The following is a 22,736-nucleotide window of genomic DNA, read 5'->3' on the forward strand; positions in this document are numbered from 1 at the left end:
ACGAAATCTAACCCACCAATTCCAAAGCGCGTTTCACCAAATTCTCAGCTGTCATCCCATTAATTGCCATCAACTGTGCGGGACTTGCGGTGGTTTCTCCTCGCTTCCAGGCAAAAGTATCGCGCTGGCAATGACTCCGCAACATGATTGGTTCCAACATCCCACTCGCACCGGATGCTACTCCAACCAAAGCATCGCCACCAAATAACGCCTCAAACCCAGCATCATTCAAAAATTCTCCATCGGGTTCAGAACAGCTATCCCAAGCCACATCGCTAGGACGATACAAACGACGGGGATTGACGACAGAAACAATTCTCACGCCAATTTCTTGCGCTTCTAAATAAGTCGCAGCTTCAAATACTGGCATCAAAACCATATCGCCAATCACAGCAAATACTACTGTCTTGCTACCCTTAATTTCTTGCAGTACCACCGCACCATCTTGAATCGCTTTGCGACTCTGTTCAAATGTCGTGCGAATTGGTAACGGTGACTTACTCGCCGTAATTACAATACCCTTATTCTTCGTTGTCAGCGCCCAATCGTAACAAACTTGAATCGAGTTGGCATCGGGTGGAAATAAGGGAAAGACATTTCCATTGCGCATCATAGCAGCGAAATATGCTTCAATTTCAGGGCGTTGGTGCGTCCATCCATTGCGCCCTTGTTCTAACGCGCCAGCCGTAAATAGAGTTACGGTAGACGGTGTGGGGCGACGTAATTCTGCCATTGCTTGCGTTACCGTTTGCCAAATCGGTAAACCATTAATCGCAAAAGACTCATAAGAACACCACAAAGTACGACTGCCCATCAACGCCGAACCAGCTGCTAAACCCGCACAAGCATCTTCACTCAAAGGTTCGTAAACTTGTCCGCCTGGGGTTTGGTTGTATATAGGATCTTCTGTGGGGTGGATAATTTTCAATGCTTGGTTAATGTTGGCAATTCCCGAAGCTTCATTACCATCGGCATTGGTGACGATGTAGTTGCGATCGCATTCTCCCACTTTCGCCACCAATTTACCCATCGCTGTTGTCGATACTTTCGGATCTCCCCCTACAGCATATTCTTCTAACGGCAATTCCCCAAGTTCTGCTAGCGGTAATACAGATTCCGTCACCGCTACTCGACTCGCCGAACCACCACCAGCGCGTTCGCAGTTCGTCCGCACGATTTCCCATGCAGCAGGCGCTAAAGCACGAGATTTGAGGGCGTTGACAATATCGGGGTTGTCGAGAGTATGCATCGCATAGAGGTTGTGAGATTTTGCCCCTCTCGCATGGACTCCAGCCCCTTTTAATTGTTTGATGATTAATACCGTCAGTTTTCCACTCAAAGCAGAACGGGTAGCTTCATCGGTTGCAACTAACACGGCTTTGGTGAAAGCTAAGCGCTGCTCGAAGGAAAAAGCGGTACTATCGACATAATCGCCTGGTTGGTTTTTGTCGTCAAAGTCTTTGGCATCGACTAACACGACTTCTTCAAAACCGTTACCGTGCCAGTATGCCATCATCCGTTCGTTGGATTGGGTAGACACCATACTATGATGTTCCTGACTGTAACCATTCCACACCAAGACGGGTAAGAAATTTGTCACGCCTGGATAGGCTGTGTGGAAATGCGCCATGCTACTCATGATGTAGGGTTCGCCTAACCCACCATCGCCAATCGTGACGGGGAATAATTTATCGGGATGGAGACGGGCGGCTGACATGGCAAAGTGTTGCCCTTGTCCCAATGGTCCCGCCGGGGCGAGAATACCAGGAATAAAGCCAGAAAGGTGTCCGAGTAAACCGTTGTGTTCGCGGAAGCGATCGCGCAATTGTTGTACAGTAGTAATGCCCATGTCTTCTAACGAACGATCTAAGAACATGGCGCTGTAAAATCCTGGGGCGTGATGTCCGACTTCGGTAATAATATTTTTGTAGCCCAACATCACTAAGGCTGCGTAAGCTTCTACTTGCGAGGCAAAACCACCAGGGTGTCCCGAAGCTTTACTTCCCGTTACTTGTACTGTTAAATAGCGCAGGGCATCGGCATAGAGGAGGGTTTGAAATACAGCCGCCGGATCGCTAGGATCGGTTATAGCAGTTTTATTTGGTGCGATCGCTGCTTGTTTGCCATATTGCTCGAATCCTGGCAAAGTTTCGCCAAAATACTGAATTCCTTGACAAAATTCTGGTGTTACTATCTTTGCCGCTTCGGTCGATGCCGTCATGCTGAAGACCCTCTCTAATTTGAGTATTTGTACTTTTTAGATAATTTTAATTATTTTACATTTAATCTCTGCTTTATGTTGTATACGGTCTGTCTATACATATCAGTGGATTTGTCTAGCTATAGATCGCATATTTACAGAGAAAAATTCTGACGCTGATGAGTGCGTCTAGAAATAAGTTTTGAGCGAAAATTCATTGAATGAAATTGAAGTCATATGATAAAATCTCAAACGGTATTTTTTAAATTTAGATTTTATTCAAAATCGTTGCTGCTGCGACCCTAATAAATATAAATATATTTTTATTCTCAAATAATTTTTAGTTAATATATAAATAAATCTCCGTAGCAGCATTGTCTACCAATTTAAGATGAAGTTAACTGAGGTAAACAAAACTCCAGCCTTACTGCAAACGCTCCAGCTAATTGCCAATCCAATTGAGTTTTTAAATACTTGTGCCAACAAATACAGCGACCCATTTGCTGTGAGAGTTTTAGGTTTAAATTCTCCGCCAGTTGTATTTTTCAGCCAGCCACAAGCAATTAAAGAGATTTTCGCTATTCCCTCAGAGTACTTTGATTATAAAAAAGCAACTCACGTATTTCAACCTTTGATGGGGGAGCAATCTTTAATTTTACAAGAAGGGAAAAGTCATCAACGCCAACGCCAATTAATGCTACCTCCTTTTCATGGCGATCGCATGAAAACTTACGGGCAAATTATTTGTCAAATTACTCAAGACGTAACTCAACAATGGCAAGTTGGCAAACAGATTTCTATTAACCACTTCCTTCCCGACATTACCCTACAAATTATTTTACAAGTTGTATTCGGTATTAGTCCTGGGGAGAGGTACGAACAATTAAAAGTTAAATTAAGTTCTCTGCTAGAAGACGTTACTACTCCCTGGTACTCCAGTTTATTCTTTTTCCCACCATTACAAAAAGACTTGGGCGCGTGGAGTCCTTGGGGACATTTTGTCAGACGCAGACAACAAATTGACAAATTAATCTATGCAGAAATATCGCAACGGCGACGAGAAAACAATCCGACGCGCACCGATATTTTATCAATGTTAATGTCGGCACGGGATGAAAATGGACAGCAGATGAATGATGAGGAATTACGCGATCAGTTGATGTCTCTTTTATTATTAGGCTATGAAACTACAGCAGCAGCGCTAGCATGGGCATTTTACCTGATCCATTCTCATCCACAAGTGCGCGATCGCCTACAACAAGAATTGAATAATGCAGATCGTACTAAACCAGATGCGATCGCCCAACTCCCATATCTTACTGCTATCTGTCAAGAATCCCTCCGAGTTCACCCCATTGCTTTAATTTGTACTCCTCGAATGGTAAGAGACTCCGTACAAATCGCTGGAGATAAATTCAACGCTGGGACAATTATCGTACCTTGTATTTACCTCACCCATAGAAGAGAAGAAATCTATCCTCAACCAGAAAAATTTCAACCAGAAAGATTCCTACACCAAAAATTTTCACCCTTTGAATATCTTCCCTTTGGTGGTGGTAGTCGCGGTTGTATTGGTGCAGCTTTTTCGCTATATGAAATGAAACTCGTACTTGCTACTGTATTATCGCAGTATGAATTAGAACTAGCAAATTCTCGTCCTGTTTCTCCAGTTCGGCGAGGCATTACAATTGTCCCTTCTGAAAATGGGATGCAAATGTCAGTTGTTGGTTATAAGTAAGGTGGGTATTGCCTACCTTACCATTCATTACTTATGCCAAATTGCAGATACATTCCTTAATACTGCGGATCTAACATCGATCTCAAGCAGAGTCAAAAGGATGCGATCGCGAGATGGATAACGAGCCACGGTTAGAAGAACAAGTCATCGATGCAGTAGCAGAAGTAGGAATATCTAGCCAAGTAGATAACGCTGAAAAAATTGATGTTGGTATTCAAACAAATCTCTTAAAGCTAATTTTAGGGCAAGCAGATTCAGTAGATTTTACTGGACAAGGCGTAGTTATACAAAAAGACATCCGCCTGCAAGAAATTGAGGTACAAACGGATAAAGTTGATGTGAATCCACTCAGCGCTCTTTTTGGCAAGGTTGAATTAGATAAACCATTAGATGCTATTGCTAAAATTGTCATTACGGAACCAGATTTAAGTCGCGCTTTGAAGTCTGAGTACGTATTAAAAAAAGCACGTAATTTTAAACTAAATGTAGACGGACAAACTGTTATTTTAGAAATGCAGCAGATGCAATTACAGTTACCCGGAGATAACAAAATGGTCTTTGATGGTAAGGTGTTGTTGCACGAAAAAGGCGAAACGCAGCCACTCGGTTTTACAGCTACATTTCGCCCCCGTACCCAGAAGCAACCAGTTATCGTTGAGAATTTTCAATGCGATCGCAATGAAGGAATATCTTTTGCGATCGCGCTGTCATTAATGGAAAAAGTCAAACAATGGATGGATTTACCCTATTTCGATCTAGAAGGAATAGCACTCAGAGTTGAAGAAATGACGGCGCAAGCAGGTCAGTTAGCTTTACAAATCCAAATTAGAATGAAACAAATACCTCAGAATTTAATTTAATAGGACACAATGCAAATTAATATATTTCCATTGTAGAGATGTTACATGTAACGTCTCTACAATGGAAATATTCAATATTAACTATTAACTGTTAATTCTACTTGTCCATACTTACTCATAATCTTGCGGTAAGTAGCAATTATGCTAGGAATGTAGCGCCACCAGGTTGCTATGAGGGCTACACTAAACGTAGAGACAAAGCCGAAGGTGAAGAATTTCTCTAGAATTGACATAGAAATTGCCTTTGTAGATGGAACAAATATTAGAAAATCCTTAAGAACTGAATTGATTGTAGATTTTCTATCTTAAAATCATCCTCTGTAAAAATACTGTAATTGTATTTTTATCGATTAAAGCAGCTTTTCATGATGGTCTGCGCATAATCTCTTTCACTACTCAAACACCACAGTCTTATTCCCGTAAATTAAGACACGGTGTTGTAAATGCGATCGCACGGCTCTAGCTAAAACGACTCGTTCTAAATCTTTACCTTTACGGATCAGGTCGCTGACTTCATCTCGGTGGCTGATGCGGACGACATCTTGTTCGATAATTGGTCCAGCATCGAGTTCTGATGTTACGTAATGAGCGGTAGCACCGATAATTTTTACCCCGCGTTCGTAAGCTTTCTGGTATGGATTTGCGCCTACAAAAGCAGGAAGGAACGAATGGTGAATGTTAATTGCTTGAGGAAATCGGGTAATAAATTCGGGACTGAGAATTTGCATATATTTTGCCAGAACGATAAGATCGATGTCGTACTGGTGCAAAAGTTCTAACTGTTTTTCCTCTTGAGCCGCTTTGTTATCTTTGTTAACGGGAATATAGTAATAATCTATACCAAATTGTTTTGCCACCCATTCTAAATCGGCATGATTGCTAATAATCAGGGGAATTTCTGCGGCATACTCTTTTGCCTGTTGTCGGAGAATTAGATCGAATAAGCAATGTTCTTGCCGACTCACCCAAATAGCAAGGCGTGGGATGGTGTCGGAAAAGTGTAGTTGCCATTGAGCCTCTAGAGGCTGTGCGATCGCGCCAAAGGCAGGCGCAATTAGCTCTCGCGGTAGATGAAAACCCTCTAATTGCCATTCAATGCGGGTTAGAAACAAACCAGCAGCAAAGTCTGTATGCTGATCGGCATGGATAATGTTACCACCATTGGCATAGATAAAATTAGCAATTTTTGCTACTAATCCTTGTCGGTCGGGACAAGAAATGAGTAGAGTTGCTGTCAGTCTATTCATATTACTTAACCTTCGCTTGATGTATAAGAAAACCTTTATAAACTGTCTTCTATCTTCAGTACGAACGTAGTATTAGATATATCGAGTTTGAATTTCATTGTCTCTGATAACTGCCTCTGGATTGTCCGCAAGTTAAAAGTATGAAATAATACATAAACAAGATCGGGAATTGCTGGAAGCGCGTGTGAGGGTATACGAGCATTCATAGCACTAGTCTGGAATAGCTTTTTGGGCTGACGTATTTCATTGTCAGAGTCTTTTGCGGCTTGAAAGCAAGTTACTAGCAAGGTGCTACGGATAAATGTCGATTAGTTAAGGCTTTCGGGTCAGATCGTTACAGGGTGTTCGGGCTACATAGCGCTCAAAAGAGCGTATTAACGATAACTTCGTCGATCGCGCTGCTGGTTTGGGGTAGCTGCTGAATTCTTTTCAGACTCAACCTATTTTTAGAAAATGACTTTTTAGAAAATGATGCTACAAACAATTATTACTGCTGGGGCGACTTTCTATATTACAATCGCGGCTTGTCTGTTTACTCAGTGGGCAGACATCATGCAGCGAGACCTTGGCAAACGCTCTCAATTACTTCTACTCAGAATATTTTTAGTCATAGTCACTCTTTTTTGGCCAATTATCGTACCCATTGCTTATCTAGAATTGTTAATTAAAGTTAAGAAAGACAAAGAAAAAATGAGTTGGTTGGCGGAGCGATCGCCTGAAAGTTTTTCAGCGACAACCGCTGACGATTCATTGCTGTCATAACTGATATCATTACCGCTATCATAATTGTCATCATTGCTAATAAAATAGCTTTTTCCTACAGTAAAAGCCCGCAAATGCGGGCTTTTTATTGAATGAAATATTTTGACTAAATTAGAGCTTGTAAATGTTCGATTAAATTAGGTGCTGGTACTACGCCCTCAATGCGATCGACTGGTTGACCCTGCTTAAATAGTACTAGTGTGGGCAAGGCATGAATTTGATATTGACTGGCGAGTTGTGGATATTTATCAGTATCGATTTTCACAATACGGATTTTAGATTTGAGACGCTCGTTTACTTGTTCTAAAATTGGAGCCATCATCTGGCAAGGACCGCACCATGCAGCGTAAAAATCTACCAGTACAGGCACATCAGCACCAGAAATCATTTCGGCAAAATTATTGAACTGCTGTTTAGTAGCCATGAGATTTAACACAGTTTTTTACTGTTATATCTCAAGTAGCAGTGAGTGGTGCGTGTTGATGCGGGTGTAGGGTGTAGTGAGTGGCTGGTAGCTAGTGGCTAGTGGCTGGTAGCTGGAATTCCTCCCTCAACTTCCTCAGCTTCCTTGTCCCCCTTGTCCTCCTTGTCTCCCTACTCCCTGCTCCCTACTCCCTGCTCCCTATTGATAAGATGGTTAGCGCGGTGGTTTAAGTGCGATCGCTAAGTGAGAGTATTTACGTAAGAGTCATTGTTTATGGAAGTATTGCCAGAGGATTTACAACGGTTACGCCAACAAGTCGCAATCGTCACGGGGGCTTCGCGAGGAATTGGACGGGCGATCGCTTTGAGTTTAGCCGCAGAAGGGGCAAACGTTGTTATAAACTACGCAAGTTCTAGTTCCGCCGCTAAAGAAGTGGTAGAAGAAATTGAGGCGGCGGGGGGTAGCGCGATCGCAATTCCGGCTGATGTCTCGGACGCGGCTCAAGTAGATACTCTGGTTAATACTGTTGTAGAAAAATGGAAGCGAATTGATGTTTTGATAAACAATGCTGGTATTACCCGCGATACTTTGTTATTGCGAATGAAACCGGAAGACTGGCAAGCAGTCATCGACCTCAATCTTACAGGCGTATTCCTTTGTACCAAAGCTGTTAGCAAAATCATGCTCAAGCAACGCAGCGGGCGCATCATTAATATTGCTTCTGTAGCCGGACAAATGGGCAATCCCGGTCAAGCAAATTATAGTGCGGCGAAAGCTGGGGCGATCGGATTTACTAAAACCGTTGCGAAAGAACTTGCCTCCCGTGGCATTATCGTCAATGCTGTTGCCCCTGGTTTTATCACCACTGACATGACCAGTAACATTGATTCTGAAGATATTCTGAAATATATTCCCTTGAGTCGTTACGGCAAACCCGAAGAAGTTGCTGGTATGGTGCGCTTTCTCGCCGCCGATCCTGCGGCTGGTTACATTACAGGTCAAGTCTTCAACGTCGATGGTGGCATGGTTATGGCTTAAGAGCGATTAGCGTCTAGCAATTAGCTGTTAGCTAATTGCTAAACGCCAGTAGTTTCATTAGCACTCAACTCAAGAGAGTGCTAAATTGACAAATGGAAGCTTGAGGAAACGAAGCGTATGTCAAAAATCGTTGCGTTTGATGATGAATCGCGGCGGGCATTGGAACGGGGTGTGAATGCCCTTGCCGATGCCGTGAAAATTACCCTGGGTCCAAAAGGTCGCAACGTCCTGTTAGAGAAAAAATACGGTGCGCCTCAGATTGTCAATGATGGGATTACTGTAGCTAAAGAAATTGAGTTGGAAGACCCCCTAGAAAATACTGGGGCGCGTCTGATTCAGGAAGTTGCATCGAAAACCAAAGATGTAGCTGGGGATGGTACGACTACGGCGACGGTTCTCGCCCAAGCGATGATTCGTGAGGGACTGAAGAACGTAGCAGCGGGTGCTAATCCAGTGGCGCTGCGTCACGGAATCGAGAAGACCGTTGCCAAACTGGTAGAAGAAATTGCTGCTGTCGCCAAACCAGTCGAAGGAAATGCGATCGCCTCTGTGGCGACTGTCTCGGCTGGAAACGATGAAGAAGTTGGGGCGATGATCGCTGAGGCAATGGAGCGAGTCACCAAAGACGGTGTGATTACCGTTGAGGAATCCAAGTCTCTCACGACCGATTTAGACGTGGTAGAAGGGATGCAGTTGGATCGAGGTTATATTTCTCCCTACTTCATCACCGACAACGAGCGGATGGTAGCAGAGTTTGAGAATCCTCGCTTGTTGATTACAGACAAGAAAATTAGCACGATCCAAGATTTGATTTCGATTTTGGAAAAAGTCGCTCGTGCCGGACAACCTTTGATTATTATTGCTGAGGATGTCGATGGAGAAGCTTTAGCAACTTTGGTTGTAAATAAAGCTCGTGGCGTGTTGAGCGTCTGCGCGATTAAAGCCCCAGGATTTGGCGATCGCCGTAAAGAAATGTTGCGCGACATCGCCGTACTAACTGGCGGTCAGTTGATTTCTGAAGAAATCGGCTTAAGCTTGGATACCGCTTCTTTGGAGATGATGGGTGTTGCTCGTAAAGTCATCATCGACAAAGAATCTACCACAATCGTCGCCGAAGGCGAAAATAAAGCTGATGTGGAAAAGCGCATCAGTCAAATTCGCAAGCAACTAGCAGAATCTGACTCCGACTATGACAAGGAGAAACTGCAAGAGCGAATTGCCAAGCTGGCTGGCGGTGTGGCAGTCATTAAAGTTGGTGCAGCAACCGAAACCGAACTCAAAGACCGCAAACTGCGAATTGAAGACGCGCTGAACGCGACTAAAGCCGCAGTCGAAGAAGGTATCGTCCCTGGTGGCGGTACGACCCTAATCCACTTAGCGAAGAAGGTGGACGAATTCAAAGCCAGCCTGCAAGACGAAGAAAAAGTTGCCGCTGAAATCGTCGCTAGAGCGCTGGAAGCTCCCTTACGCCAAATGGCTGACAATGCAGGGGCTGAAGGCTCTGTCGTGGTTGAAAGAGTGCGGGAAACCGATTTCAACGTTGGTTACAATGCGGCAACTGGCGAGTTTGAAGATCTGATTGCTGCTGGCATTCTCGACCCTGCTAAGGTTGTGCGTTCGGCATTACAAAATGCTGGTTCGATTGCTGGTATGGTGTTAACGACCGAAGCCCTAGTCGTTGAAAAGCCAGAGAAGAAAGCTGCTGCTGCCCCTGACATGGGCGGTATGGGTGGCATGGGCGGCATGGGTGGTATGGGCGGTATGGGTGGCATGGGTATGATGTAGCCTGCATAACCCTCGTAAGGGCGCACGGCTGTGCGCCCCTATACATTGGATAAATTTATGGTTATTGGTTGGCGATCGCCTTTTCTATCTACTACCTTGCCAATAATGCAACTTTGTGCATAGCCTAAACTATGTAGCTTATCTAGACATTGACTGGCTTGTTCTGCTGGAATTGATGCTAGTAAACCGCCCGATGTCTGCGGATCGAATAAGAGCGAGTAGCGAGCAGACGGGCTGAGCGATTCTGAACCAGCGATGTTTAGATCGGTAATAAAACGAGCAATGCGTAAATTTTCCGCTTGCAGCGAACTGACAATTCCTTTTTGTAATGTAGCGATCGCACCTTCTAGAGCAGGAATTGCTGCTAAATTTAAATCTACCGCACAGGCAGAGATGCCTACGCTACGGGAAGCTCGAACCATTTCGTACAAGTGTCCGGCAAGCCCAAAACCCGTAACATCAGTACAAGCAGTGGCTCCATGTGCCATTAAACAAGCAGCTGCGACTTGATTCGATTGCAACATTGAAGTAACAGCGCGATCGATCCAATCTCCTTTAGTTTCCCGTTGCATCTCGGCAGCAAAAAGGGTTCCCGTACCAAGGGCTTTAGTTAAAATTAGAACTTGTCCTGGCTGCATTCCACCTTTGCGCAGAAGTTTATTCGGGTGGACTAAACCGTTACAAGATAAGCCAAATTCCAATTCGCTGCCTTCAGTTGTGTGTCCACCTACCAAAGGTGTCTGCGCGTCAGCTAGCACTTTGACTGCGCCGGATAGTAACTGATAAAGGGTTTCTTCTGTTTTGGATTCTAAAGCATAGGGAATAGTTGCGATCGCCAATGCACTTTGAGGTGTCGCACCCATTGCAAAAATATCGCTGAGGCAATGGTTGGCAGTAATTTGTCCAAAAATATACGGATCGTTGATGAGACTGCGGAAATGATCTATGGTGTGTACCATCCACAAACCGCCTGGTACTTCCACCACCGCTGCATCGTCAGGAGCATCTAGCCCGATAATAATATCTTGGCGATCGCACCAGTTAGTACTATCCTGCTTGATTTGATTGAGTACCCTTGCTAAAACTGTGCTGCTAACCTTAGAACCGCAGCCAGCGCAAGGCATAGGGAATTCGGAATTCGGAATTCGGAATTCGGAATTCGGAATTTGTTTTGACGTTTGACTTTTAACTTTTGACTTTTGCCCTTTCTCCTGCATTTGCGGTAAGTTACTAAACCGTTGCATGAATTTGCGATCGATCGCATCTTTCCAGCGCCACAGCCAGCTAGTAGCGCCAAAACCAAGTTTTCCCCATGCCGCGATCGCTTTGCCGTCTCCCGTACCGATTAAACTTAAATATTGTTTCTGCGGTTTGTAAGGCTGTAGCGATCGCCCTAATAATGCTCGTCGCAGGTTTTTAAATAAAGGTTTGCCTTGGCGCACGGCAAATACTCCAGCTTTGGGACGGGGATAATTTACCATTGAGGCAATATCACCCGCTGCAAATACATCTGGATGGGAAACCGATTGTAGTGCATCGTTGACGAGAATAAATCCGCGTTCGTCAGTGGCGATTCCTGCGGCTTGTAGCCAATCGGGTGCGGAGGCTTGCGTTACCCAGAAGATGCGATCGCATTCTACCTGCAATCCAGATTCACATTTGATGGTGTAGGGTGTTGGTAGGGGCGGGTTTGGAAACCCGCCCGTATAGGTGTAGGGTGTGGGGTGCGATTGGATTTCACAAACGGTTTCTTGCAGGTGTAGTTGAATTCCTTTGTGGATTAAAATCTCTTGACAGCGATGCCGTACCCAGGAATTGTAATTTGGCATTAATTCAGCACCGCGCTGAAATAGATGAATTTCTAGATCTCGATCTTCCCTCTCCTCCCTAAATAAGCGAGAAGACTTAGCCCCCTTTTTAAGGGGGGTTGGGGGATCTTATAGACTGCAAATGACCCTGCATTGCCATTGCTAACTCGACTCCGCCAGCACCTCCACCGACAATTCCCAGGCGCAATGTAGAGACGTTACATGTAACGTCTCTACATGTTGTAACGTCTCTACACAAGTCATACCAATGTTGCAGAAACTGCGCCACTGGTTTCGCTGGAATCGCGTACTCTGCTGCACCGGGTACGGAAATTTGAGCCGGAGTGCTGCCAATATCAACGGAAAGCAAATCGTAGGCTACAGGCGGACGGTTGGCACAAATAACTTTTTTATTAACTAAATCTAATCCAACAACGCGATCGCGATAAAATTGCACCCGAGCAAATTGAGCTAAACGTCGCAGATCGATGTGGCATTCTTCATGAGTGTAAAATCCAGCAACGTGACCGGGTAACATCCCCGAATAAGGAGTATCTGACGCTTCTGTAATTAATGTGACTCGAATGCCTGGTATCGGTTTCATGCCCAGCATTCTCAGGACAATAGCATGGCTGTGACCGCCGCCAATCAGGACTAAATCTTTAGTTACGAGTTGCGATCGCTGCATTCACTCTCAAAATAAAATATCTCTCATATTGATTCTGACAAATTAGTCGAGGTGAAGGCGGAACGCGATCGCAATTATTTCTGCTGTTTTGGATTAATGACTAACCAAACGCTCAGTAAAATTGTTATCAATCCAAAAATTAAGCCAGAATTCACGGGTTCGCCGAGGAAAATATTGCCAAATAACAGACTGAAAACAGGAATTAAAAAAGCAACAGTTATTGCTCCAGTCGCACCGATATTAGAAATTAGTTGAAAGTAGAGCGGATAGGCAACAGCAGTACACGCGATCGCGAGTACGGCGACTGCAAAAATAACTTCGAGCGAGGGAAGTGTTTGAGGAAAAGTTGCAAAAGCAACCGGAATCAGCAAAATACTCGAACTAGTTAATTGTCCGAAGGCAGTTTCAGCAACTCGATCGTGTATAAATCTGCGACGGGCATACACAGCAGCAATACCATAGGAGAGGGCTGCAATTAAAGCTGATATTCCTCCGAAAATGACTGAAGGTGATAGCGGTAAAGGGCTCCATCCAACTAAAATAGCAACTCCAACAATCCCTAATACTAATCCAATCGCTTTACGTTTGTTTAGCGATTCTTTCAACCAAATAGCTGATACGATCGCTGTAAATAGAGGAGCTGTTGCATTTAAAATTGCCGCAATTGAAGCATTAAGATTGACAACGGCGATCGCAATTAATAAAAAAGGAATGACATTGTTGAATAAACCCAACAAAAGATAAGACTGCCAACGACTTTTGAGCTTGAATGGTGAGGCGATCGCGCCAGATAAACCTAATGCAACCGCTGCTAAAATAATTCGTAAACTGATGGTGAAGAGAACTCCTAAAACAGGAGCTGCAATACGGATAAATAAATACGAACTGCCCCAAAGCGCAGCGAGTAAAAATAAGCGCGCTAGATCGATTGGTTTCATTTTTAAAATTACAGAATGCTTAGTAGTTTTTCGCTCCCCCAACCCCCTTAACAAGGGGGCTATGAAAAATTACTGAATTGTTTCGTGGCTTGGCAATTTTCCAGTCCGCTCTAGTTCCAACAGCAACCGTTTTCGCCAAATTCCACCGTTGTATCCAGTTAATTGTCCGTCTTTACCAATTACGCGATGACAGGGAATCAGGATATCGATCCGATTCATCCCATTTGCTCTAGCTACGGCACGAACTGCTGTTGGCTGACCGATCCGCCGAGCCAGTTCATCGTAAGAGATTGTCGTCCCATAAGGAATGCGTTGTAACTCTGACCATACTTTTTCTTGAAATGCAGTTCCTTGTGGAACCAAAGGAGTTGTAAACTCGGTTAACTTACCTGCGAAATAACACGCCAGTTCATCTCGCAAATGCTCGATATGATGATTCGTCACGGGGAGAATTGGATAACCAAAATGCTTGCGAATTGTGGCATAGTTATGCTCAAGCATTTGCTTATCTGTATAGGCGATCGCGCATATCCCTTGACTAACTGCACCAACAAGTAATGCTCCTAAAGGTGTTTCTAAAATTTGCGTGGCTACAAAGTCACTGGTTTGGCTTTGTCCTGGGGGGACACCAAAGACTTTGCTGAAGGCTTCTCTAAACCCACTATGAGATTCATATTGATTGGCAAAGACAACATCATCTAGCGTGGCTCCCGCTCGAATTTGCGTCAAAGCATTCGCCAATCGTCTGCTGCGACACCATTCTACAAATGTCATGCCGTAATGCTCTCGAAACCAGCGTCGGACTCGTTCGGGAGTTGTTTTTAACTCACGCAGTTCTGCGGCTGTAATTTTTAGATCTGGTGCGGTTTCTACGCGCTGTATCAATGTTGTCACCCAATCTGGCAATGCTCCATAAACTAAAAGCGGATGACATCTCTTACAAGGACGATAACCTGCAAGCACAGCATCCCGAATTGTGGGAAAGAATTCGACGTTTTCCAGTTTCGCACGGGCAGGACAAGAAGGGCGACAAAAAATTCCTGTCGTGCGGACAGCTACAAAAAACACGCCGTCATAGCTAGCATCTTTGCTACAAGCGGCTTGTTCCATTTCAGCGCGCGATGGCAAGAGATTTAAGTTCATTTGCACGGGTACGCAATTCAATTCCATACTGGCTATTGTTGCAAGCCCATACATTGCCGTCTACCGAAAAAGCGACATGACATCGATTCGGTAAGCTAGCGTGAAGGATGAAGTGCGATCGCCTCTACTCTTTAGTCAATCCATTCTAGAAGTCCTAAAGAGGTTATACTACCGATTAAATGAGTTCCGATTAAGTTAACGTTAGATAAGATTACCAAAATATCTAAAGAACGAATTAGATTTTGGCGATTATATATTGCGACCCCCTGGGGAACGGATAAAGATTTTGATAATACTGCGATCGCGCTGACTTCTGAGGCAACAAAAGCGATTAACATTCCGATAAAACTGACGATTAAACCAATTTTTAAAGCTTGAATGACTTCTTCTTTGCGAGGATGAATCGTGCGATCGCTTGATTGCAAGCGTCTAGCTAAACTTCGATCTCTAAAAGCCCAAACTACGCTAAAGGCAGCTAGTAATACACCGACAATTGCTAGAAATATACTCAGGCTAATACTGGCATTCTCTACTACCTCGCTGGCATTGCGGCTAAGGATGGCAAATATTAAAGCAATTCCAGAGGTACTCGCTAATGCTAGCTGTATCCAAAAGCTAAATCGACTTACAATCCGAAAAGCAGCGGCGAATCTTTGTTTAGTTGGTGTTGGTAATGAGTCTTTGATTATTTCAGACATGTATTTCTCTCACAGGCATATTTTACCTTTGTTATAAAGAAGCTATTGAGAGAAATCATCAACCCAAAGTTAGCTGTTGGGATAATTTTATATATAATGAGATAGACCGAGGGGTAGGTTCACCAGCAACCTCTGCGTTTATGTAAAGATATTTTTAAACCTAGCTTTCTCAGGATATGGCAAGGGGTCTGGATTTTATGTCGCGCAAAGTCGCAAAGACGCGAAGAAGAACGCAAAAAGGCTTTGAACGAGCTACTTAGAGGGTTTGAAGTTGGAAAATTCGCAAATTGCACTGAAGGAACAGTACCGACAGTGATAACCTGGATTGGGAGGAAAGATTTTACTAAAATTATAGGGGTTTTGTTCGTATTTATTAATATCTCGCTGGTGGCGAATTGCAATCCTTGCCAGTTGACTTTCAATTGCGTCGAGTTGACTGGGAGTGACGCGAATTAGAGCGGAGGTTTTACACTGTTCTAAATTATAAAAGGAAGCAACTGCTGTATATTGAGGATATAAATAACGGGCAGCAACGAGGTAGACAAATGCTTGTCTTTGGTCGAAGATAGATTTACCCGTTTTAAAATCGATAATGTGTAATGTTTTATCTGATTCTGTTAAAATACAGTCCATCGTAGCATAGAGTCGAAATCGGTAGTTTTGTTGTTCGATCCAAATTGGTTTAGGAAATCCTTCCTCACCACTAGTTAATTCAATAATATGTTTTCCTACTAATAATGGATGAGCGTGATAATTTTTGAGAATCTGCGTTACTCGCTGCTGAACTTGTGTGGTTAATTTGCCGAGTTTAAGTAACTGCGAGACTCTTTCCACGCCATCAGGTTGAGTCAGAAATTGACGGTGACGGTGGAACTCGTAAACGCCTTTTTGCGCCAACAACCCAATTCGCTGCGGAATGCTAGCTTGGGTGAGTAACGATTGAACGATCGGTTCTTTTTGTCTCGCTTTGATAAAACCCCGCTTCATTTGGCAATGCCAGCGTTCTTGTCCTACGGCTGGGACAACTAACGACCACAAGTGATAACTAACAAAGGGTTGCCCAAGAATTGGCATCGTTCTCAGAAGAAACAACAAAGATACGGACTGTCTAACAAAGGAGTGAAGCAAGAAACTTCTTGTACTATTAATGATGAATATAGGGTGGCAAACTGTGAATGCCAGTCAAATCGGCAAAATTAAATTCGGTACTGACGGATGGCGGGGAATCATCGCTGATGATTTTACCTTCGCCAACGTCCGACGAGTGACAAGGGCGATCGCAAGTTACCTAGAAACTGCATACACTAAAAGTAGACCAGTTTTGGTGGCGTACGACACCCGTTTTCTGGCAGAAAAATTTGCCCGTACCGCTGCCGAAGTCTTAGCAGAATTGGGATGGAGTGTGAAAATTACCGATCGCGATTGTCCGACTCCGGTAATTGCTTATAATGCCCGTTACTTAAACTCAGCAGGGGCATTAATGTTCACCGCTAGCCACAACCCTGCACCCTATTGCGGGATTAAATACATTCCCGACTATGCTGGTCCTGCTACTCCAGAGATTACTGATACAATTGTGGCAAATATTTTTGGTGTGGAGGATACTCCGCCAAAATTTATCCGCAATGACAGAATTTCTACTTTTAATCCCCAGCCCGAATATCTGAAATTTATCTATTCTCTGATTGATATCGAAAAAATTCGTCATGCTAGGCTGAGGGTAAAGTATGATGCCCTCTACTCGACTTCTCGCGGCTACCTAGATACGGTATTGAGATACTGCGGTTGCGAGTTAGAAACATTCCACGCCTACCGAGATGTCTTGTTTGGTGGTGGAATGCCGGAACCACAAGGCAAACAGTTAACTCAGTTGGTAGCAGCCGTACAAGCAGATGCTGCTGACTTGGGCTTAGCTACGGATGGAGATAGCGATCGCTTCGGTATTGTAGACGAATTGGGCAATATTTTAACGCCGAATGCTGTCTTGTTACTGCTTGCCCGTCACTTAATTGAAAATAAAGGCAAAACAGGGGCGATCGTCCGTACTGTCGCCACCACACGTTTACTCGATAATTTTGCCGTTAAATACAGATTACCTTTGTACGAAACTCCTGTAGGATTCAAGTATATTGGGGAAAAAATGCGCGAAACCACTGTCTTGATTGGCGGCGAAGAATCGGGTGGTTTAAGCGTAATCGGACATATTCCCGAAAAAGATGGGATACTCGCAAATATGCTAGTTGCTGAGGCGATCGCCTATGCAGGTAAGCCATTGAGTCAGTTAGTTGCAGAAGCAATTGCTGATGCTGATGGTCCCCTGTACAACCACCGCATCGATTTGCACCTCAGCGATGCCCACAAAGCCGCCATTATCGACAGTTTTACTCAAAATCCTCCCAGGGCGATCGCCGGAATCGCAGTTAAAGAAGTCAGTCGCAAAGACGGAGTTAAACTGTATTTAGCAGAGGGCAGTTGGATACTGTTACGCCCATCAGGTACGGAACCCCTCATGCGCGTCTACATGGAAACCAACTCTCTCGACAAGCAAGATCGAATTGTGATGGAAATGGAAAGAGCGATCGGGCAAATTGGTAATAGATCAGTCAAAAGTTAAAAGTTAAAAGTCAAAACTGAGAAGTCAGGAGTCAAAAGTCAGGAGAAATATAAACACGAACTCTCACTACTCCCTACTCCCTACTCCCTAATCTATGAAATCCTTCGCTAGTCTTCTCACTTCTTCTATTGTCGCTGTTTGGATTGTGGCGATCTCGCTGCTATCTATGCAAAATGCCGATCCAATTCGGCTGAAGTTTTTACGCTACCAGACAATTCAATTACCAGTTGGTTTTGTTTTGGCTGTTAGTGCTGGGGTAGGGGTGGTTGCAACGGCTTTGATGCAGCCTCTCTGGGGTATAGGGAGTACACCTGCACGATCTATTGAGGAAGACATTGAAGATGAATTTTCTTTTGATGAATAGTGTAGAGACGCTACGCCATAACATCTCTACAATCTACAAAATAGAGAACTCCTGTATGCTATTCCGATAAGCGAATCTCTTTGTGAGACTGCTTGCTTCTGTCTGGCATAGATCCATTGTGATAGGTTTTGGCGTACTGCTTTTCAGGATCGATACCTTTGAATGTGGGGGGTATCCAAACGCGGACAACGAGTAGGGCTGCTAATACCAGCAGAAAGGCACATGCAGCTAAGATCTGATTCCAGGGAACTTCTAAAACTCCCCGCACGATCACTTCTCGCAATACAGATACAATAGACACTTCCACCATTACACCAATCGATACTCGCTGTTCTTGCAGGTAGATAATTAGCAGTCGGAACAACTCAACCAGAATCAGTAGGAACAGAATATCAGCCGCGATTTGGTGGAAATTAAGAGGGGGTAGCAACATAAAGAATATTCCCCTCAGTTGAATTGCCATGACACAGAACAAACCAACGCACAGAGAGATGACAATTAAATCCTGAATAGTTTCTAAGCTACGCACGATCGCACTACGATTGAAAAATTCGTACCAATAATGCAATGGGCTTTTTAAAGGCTGATTCATTGGGAAATTCTCCTGTGTGCGGTTAGCTCGTTATGCTTACATTAACTTATGTTTTTAAGTTTTAAATTTTGAAAAAGTTATATAAATAATTATTGTCCTCGATCGCGAGCGACAACTACGACTATTTGCAGAAGACTGGTAATCATTGCTGGGTTGAGTATCTAGGGCGATCGCCTGCCAAATTTTTTTCAAAATAGGTCAACATACCGCAGAGATTTTGTTCTCTAAGCACATCTTTCCTTAGGAGGATTTGGGAAATTATGTGCGATGATTTCATGGAAAAAGTTTGTTTGAGGTGTAACTTGCATGAAAGCTAGATATCTATCATTCATAGGTATGGCGATCGCAGTGGCATTGAGTGGTGGTGCTGCTTGGGCGCAATCAGGTTCTGTACCGAAAGAAATCCAGCTTTCACAGACAGATAGCCCGTCACAAAGTCCGGCTCAACCAACTCAACCTTCTCAGTCTCAGCCACCAACTCAAAAACCAGCCCCAGCGCAGGTTAGTCAGAAAGAACTGCAACAATTTGCTAACGCAGTCAAAAAACTACAACCTATCCAAGAGAACGCCCAAAATCAGATTGTTCAAGCAATTCAACAGGAAGATTTGAGCGAAAAACGGTTTGGGGAAATTTACCAATCGCGCCGAAATCCTCAAGCGCAGCCTACAGCCAAAATTACCCCTGACGAAAACAAGAAATTCGATCAAGCCAACGCCAAAATCGAAAAAATTGAGCAGTCCACCCAAGGGCAAATGGAGCAAGCTGTCAAGGGGGAAGGTTTAGATATCCAGCGATTTAATCAAATCTTTCTCACCCTGAGACAAAATCCAGACTTACTGCAAAAAGTGCGAGAAATGATTAAGACTGCTGGCTAATTAGTGGCTAGTGGTTAGAGGCTAGTGGCTAGTGGCTAGTGGCTAGACAAAGATTCTAGTCACCAGCCACCAGTCACTAGTCACAAGGCAAAGATTCTAGTCACCAGCCACCAGTCACTAGTCACAAGGCAAAGATTCTAGTCACCAGCCACCAGTCACTAGTCACAAGGCAAAGATTCTAGTCACCAGCCACCAGTCACTAGTCACTAGACTACAGCCAATTCCCTACCAAAACGTAGGGTGCCCAGTAAACTGGATGGCGATAGCGTGGGTTTTGTAGTAGAGCAAGTTGAGCGCGGCGGAGTGCCTCGGCTTTTGTCATCTCAGCCGTAGATAGCTCCTGGTAGAACTGACTCATGAGCGGTACGGTAGCAGCATCGCTGACATACCAGAGAGTTGCCAAGGTACTACGCGCCCCGGCTCTGACCGCGACTCCAGCCATACCGAGAGCAGCGCGTCTATCTCCAGCAACAGTACGACAGCCGCTCAATACCAGAAGTTCGATCGCATTTGGTCGTTCTAAGTCCGAGCTAGGTTCGCGTACCCGCAGCAGTTCGTCTAACTGCTTAACATTGATCGGTCCATCCCAAGCGAGAATATATGTCTGATTGGCTTGCGAACCAAACTGAGCGTGACTGGCAATATGGACGATGGAAAAAGGCAGAGATTTAATTTGGTTTCTCAGCGATGTGCTAGTGAAATTTTGATTGAGTAACTCTCTTCCTGGCACTTCCGAGCGAATTTGATTCAGCTCTAAGGCTACATTCGTCAGCGCTGGATAATCTCCTCGTGGTTCGGTCAATCCAGCAGTCAAGGCTCTCAAACGCTCTCGGCTTAAAGGCTGGGGCTGGAGTAATTCTAGACTGGGCGTGAGAGCAACGCTATATTTTTGGACGAGAAACTGTTTGCCATCGTGCAGAGCCGCCATTGGTAGTTTCTGCAAGGAAATATCTAGCACGAATACCAAAGTTTTTACACCACTTTTTTCAATATCGGCAGCGGCGGGTCGGATCAACCAGTCATAAACTTGTTGGGAGAGAGTCAAAAAGTCTTGAGAGTAGCGGATAACCAAATTTTGCCGTAACTGGTCGATCGCGCTTTCGACTTGAGTGCGCGGTAAAGCCGTAGCATAATGACGCAAAGGTTGCTTGGGCAAGCTGACAATAACTTCCAAACGGTCTTCTAAAATCACCGGATAGATCACAGCCGCTTGAGGATCGACGCGATCGATTTGAGTTGGCTGGGTATCTAAACAAGCTGCTCGAAAGAAATCGACGAGTTCGGCAGCTTTGAGAGATTCAAAGACGGTACGAGCTTGGTTGAGATTCTCTTGACTCGGTTGAGTGCCATCATCTTGCAACAGCAACCCGACAAACTGCCGATACACCGGTTCTACGCTCTCGCGAAAAGAAAACTGTACGGTGGGATTGATGCTAACTAGATCGTTACGCAGAGATTGGAGAGTTTTCACCGCATCAGCATAAGCCGCGATCGCACCTTGATTATCTTTCTCTGCTTTCAGCAGCCTTCCGAGCTGCCATTGCCAGCTATAAGCAATATCTGGAGCATCAATTGACTGAGTAATCAACAGTGCTTGCTGAGTCAGTTTCTTTGCCTCTGCCAACTGTCCGACTTGCTCGTACAATCCACCCAAGCTACCCAAAGCATAAGCTTCAGCTCGCGGATCTTTCAAACTCCTTGCCTGTTGCACCGCAGTTGCTAGAACTTGGGCAATTTCTTGGGTTGTTGGTAGTTGGTAGTTGGTAGTTGCTCCCTCAGTTCCCTGGGCTCCCTCAGCTCTCTTCCCCCTGCTCCCTAGTTTCATCAAACTATCGGCAAAGTTAATATGGGCGTAAACTGTAGCTCGGCTGGGAGGTAGTTGGGCTAGTTGAGTTTCGATTTGAGGAATTAATTCTCGGGCGGCTGAATCTCGTTGAGTTTGACTCAATAGTTGTAGTTGGTTCAGCTGGGCTTGAAGCTTGGTACTAGCAGTAGGAGCAGACTTTTCTGCTTGTTGATAGTAATCTAAAGCAGCGTCGGTATCTCCTTGAGCGCTGACCGTGTTACCTAAACTCAACAGTGTCGCTGCGGTTTCTGGCGCAGAAGGTAGGCTTTGGGCAATCTGCAAACTTTCTTGTAGGGTTTTGCGAGACTGTTCCAAATCACCAACTTGTTGTAAAACCTCTCCCAGGCTGCGCAAACTAACTGCTTTAGTCAGAGAAGCGGGAGTATTGCCCAGAGATTTGTTGATTTCAGTCGATTTTGTTAAGGCACGGCTGTACAGTCCCATCGCCCGTAATGCTTGGACGGAATTAATTTGGCTGCGGATCTCTCCTGCTTTATTACCAACTTGAGTATAAAGCGCTGCCGATCGCCCCCAAGTCTCGATCGCCGTTTCTGCTTCCCCTGTCAATAATTGCAGTCTGGCTTGGATGTCTAAGGCTTGGGCGAGAACTTCTTGGGTGCGGGAGTCGGTAGGGGCGCACTGCTGTGCGCCCGTACAGGGGAGTCGGGAGTCGGGGGTTTTCTCTGCTGCGTATCCGAGCAACTTGAGACTCTCATCGATCGCCTGTTTTGCTTCTGTCCAAGCGCCGAGTTGTTGATATGTTAGCGAGAGATTGCTCAAAGCTAGGGCTTGCTTGAGAGTATCGTTTTTAGTTCGATAATCTTGCAGTGCTTGTTGCAGTATGTTGACTGCCTCTGCATACTGACCCGCATCGTAAAATGTTTTACCTTGTTGCAGGCGATCGCCCTTCTGTGCAATTGGTATTGACTGACTGGGAATCGTCGTAGAGGGGGCGGGAATTTTGGCGATCGCGGGTACTTGTGTCGTACACAGCAATGCGATCGAGGCAAGCAAGCTATAAATAATCCGTTTTCTATTGAAATATATTGGCTTTAGTTGAAATCGAAAATGGGAAGCAACAGATTTTTTTCTATTTGAGTTTTTCATACCATTGA

At 44.6% G+C, this 22,736-nt stretch carries 18 protein-coding genes and 1 pseudogene; 8 read left to right on the top strand and 11 right to left on the bottom strand.

What is annotated here, in order from left to right:
* Nucleotides 1-7: 7 nt before the first annotated feature.
* A complete protein-coding gene (locus M5J74_RS02535; protein ID WP_250015225.1) occupies nt 8-2,221 on the bottom strand; it encodes a phosphoketolase in 2,214 nt (737 codons plus the stop codon).
* Between the two features lie 370 nt (nt 2,222-2,591).
* Between M5J74_RS02535 and M5J74_RS02540 the strand changes: the two genes are divergently transcribed.
* Complete coding sequence (locus tag M5J74_RS02540) at nt 2,592-3,938, top strand: cytochrome P450 (RefSeq protein WP_250015227.1); 1,347 nt, start codon at nt 2,592-2,594, stop codon at nt 3,936-3,938.
* Between the two features lie 113 nt (nt 3,939-4,051).
* On the top strand, nt 4,052-4,798 hold the full coding sequence (locus M5J74_RS02545) for a DUF2993 domain-containing protein (RefSeq protein ID WP_250015228.1): 747 nt from the start codon (nt 4,052-4,054) through the stop codon (nt 4,796-4,798).
* 77 nt (nt 4,799-4,875) lie between these two features.
* On the opposite strand, the gene M5J74_RS02550 is transcribed toward M5J74_RS02545, so the two are convergent.
* Both M5J74_RS02550 and purU read right to left on the bottom strand, forming a co-directional pair.
* Nucleotides 4,876-5,031 carry a hypothetical protein gene (locus M5J74_RS02550; protein ID WP_158631857.1) on the bottom strand — a complete coding sequence of 52 codons (156 nt, stop codon included), beginning with the start codon at nt 5,029-5,031 and terminating at the stop codon, nt 4,876-4,878.
* 159 nt (nt 5,032-5,190) lie between these two features.
* The gene (gene purU, locus M5J74_RS02555) at nt 5,191-6,045 is read right to left on the bottom strand and encodes a formyltetrahydrofolate deformylase (RefSeq protein ID WP_106216899.1); all 855 of its coding nucleotides are present in this window, start codon (nt 6,043-6,045) and stop codon (nt 5,191-5,193) included.
* A gap of 468 nt (nt 6,046-6,513) precedes the next feature.
* Between purU and M5J74_RS02560 the strand changes: the two genes are divergently transcribed.
* Entirely contained in the window at nt 6,514-6,807 is a 294-nt protein-coding gene (locus M5J74_RS02560) for a hypothetical protein (protein ID WP_015152567.1), read from the top strand.
* Between the two features lie 106 nt (nt 6,808-6,913).
* On the opposite strand, the gene trxA is transcribed toward M5J74_RS02560, so the two are convergent.
* Entirely contained in the window at nt 6,914-7,231 is a 318-nt protein-coding gene (gene trxA, locus M5J74_RS02565; RefSeq protein ID WP_015152568.1) for a thioredoxin, read from the bottom strand.
* A gap of 273 nt (nt 7,232-7,504) precedes the next feature.
* Here trxA and fabG point away from each other — a divergent pair, with 273 nt between their 5' ends.
* The gene (fabG, locus tag M5J74_RS02570) at nt 7,505-8,269 is read left to right on the top strand and encodes a 3-oxoacyl-[acyl-carrier-protein] reductase (RefSeq protein WP_250015230.1); all 765 of its coding nucleotides are present in this window, start codon (nt 7,505-7,507) and stop codon (nt 8,267-8,269) included.
* A gap of 117 nt (nt 8,270-8,386) precedes the next feature.
* On the top strand, nt 8,387-10,054 hold the full coding sequence (gene groL / locus M5J74_RS02575; protein ID WP_106167624.1) for a chaperonin GroEL: 1,668 nt from the start codon (nt 8,387-8,389) through the stop codon (nt 10,052-10,054).
* A gap of 38 nt (nt 10,055-10,092) precedes the next feature.
* Here the strand turns inward: groL and selD are convergent.
* The 5 genes and pseudogenes from selD to M5J74_RS02605 all read right to left on the bottom strand — a co-directional run bounded on the left by selD (nt 10,093) and on the right by M5J74_RS02605 (nt 16,403).
* Nucleotides 10,093-12,550 (bottom strand): annotated as a pseudogene (gene selD / locus M5J74_RS32480) (selenide, water dikinase SelD).
* A 74-nt stretch (nt 12,551-12,624) separates the two neighbouring features.
* Nucleotides 12,625-13,488 carry a DMT family transporter gene (locus M5J74_RS02590; RefSeq protein ID WP_250015232.1) on the bottom strand — a complete coding sequence of 288 codons (864 nt, stop codon included), beginning with the start codon at nt 13,486-13,488 and terminating at the stop codon, nt 12,625-12,627.
* 69 nt (nt 13,489-13,557) lie between these two features.
* The gene (locus M5J74_RS02595) at nt 13,558-14,685 is read right to left on the bottom strand and encodes a bifunctional transcriptional activator/DNA repair enzyme AdaA (RefSeq protein WP_250015234.1); all 1,128 of its coding nucleotides are present in this window, start codon (nt 14,683-14,685) and stop codon (nt 13,558-13,560) included.
* A gap of 77 nt (nt 14,686-14,762) precedes the next feature.
* A complete protein-coding gene (locus tag M5J74_RS02600; protein WP_250015236.1) occupies nt 14,763-15,329 on the bottom strand; it encodes a DUF3611 family protein in 567 nt (188 codons plus the stop codon).
* 252 nt (nt 15,330-15,581) lie between these two features.
* A complete protein-coding gene (locus M5J74_RS02605) occupies nt 15,582-16,403 on the bottom strand; it encodes a PD-(D/E)XK nuclease family protein (RefSeq protein ID WP_015152575.1) in 822 nt (273 codons plus the stop codon).
* 73 nt (nt 16,404-16,476) lie between these two features.
* Here M5J74_RS02605 and M5J74_RS02610 point away from each other — a divergent pair, with 73 nt between their 5' ends.
* Both M5J74_RS02610 and M5J74_RS02615 read left to right on the top strand, forming a co-directional pair.
* A complete protein-coding gene (locus M5J74_RS02610) occupies nt 16,477-17,943 on the top strand; it encodes a phosphoglucomutase/phosphomannomutase family protein (protein ID WP_250015238.1) in 1,467 nt (488 codons plus the stop codon).
* Between the two features lie 94 nt (nt 17,944-18,037).
* A complete protein-coding gene (locus tag M5J74_RS02615) occupies nt 18,038-18,307 on the top strand; it encodes a LapA family protein (RefSeq protein ID WP_015152577.1) in 270 nt (89 codons plus the stop codon).
* A gap of 58 nt (nt 18,308-18,365) precedes the next feature.
* Here M5J74_RS02615 and M5J74_RS02620 read toward each other — a convergent pair whose 3' ends face one another.
* A complete protein-coding gene (locus M5J74_RS02620; RefSeq protein WP_015152578.1) occupies nt 18,366-18,899 on the bottom strand; it encodes a phosphate-starvation-inducible PsiE family protein in 534 nt (177 codons plus the stop codon).
* A 306-nt stretch (nt 18,900-19,205) separates the two neighbouring features.
* Here M5J74_RS02620 and M5J74_RS02625 point away from each other — a divergent pair, with 306 nt between their 5' ends.
* A complete protein-coding gene (locus M5J74_RS02625; RefSeq protein WP_250015239.1) occupies nt 19,206-19,775 on the top strand; it encodes a DUF4168 domain-containing protein in 570 nt (189 codons plus the stop codon).
* 211 nt (nt 19,776-19,986) lie between these two features.
* On the opposite strand, the gene M5J74_RS02630 is transcribed toward M5J74_RS02625, so the two are convergent.
* On the bottom strand, nt 19,987-22,728 hold the full coding sequence (locus M5J74_RS02630; RefSeq protein ID WP_250015241.1) for a CHAT domain-containing protein: 2,742 nt from the start codon (nt 22,726-22,728) through the stop codon (nt 19,987-19,989).
* Nucleotides 22,729-22,736 lie beyond the last annotated feature (8 nt).

The sequence above is a fragment of the Chroococcidiopsis sp. CCNUC1 genome (assembly GCF_023546805.1).
GTDB lineage: Bacteria > Cyanobacteriota > Cyanobacteriia > Cyanobacteriales > Chroococcidiopsidaceae > Chroococcidiopsis > Chroococcidiopsis thermalis.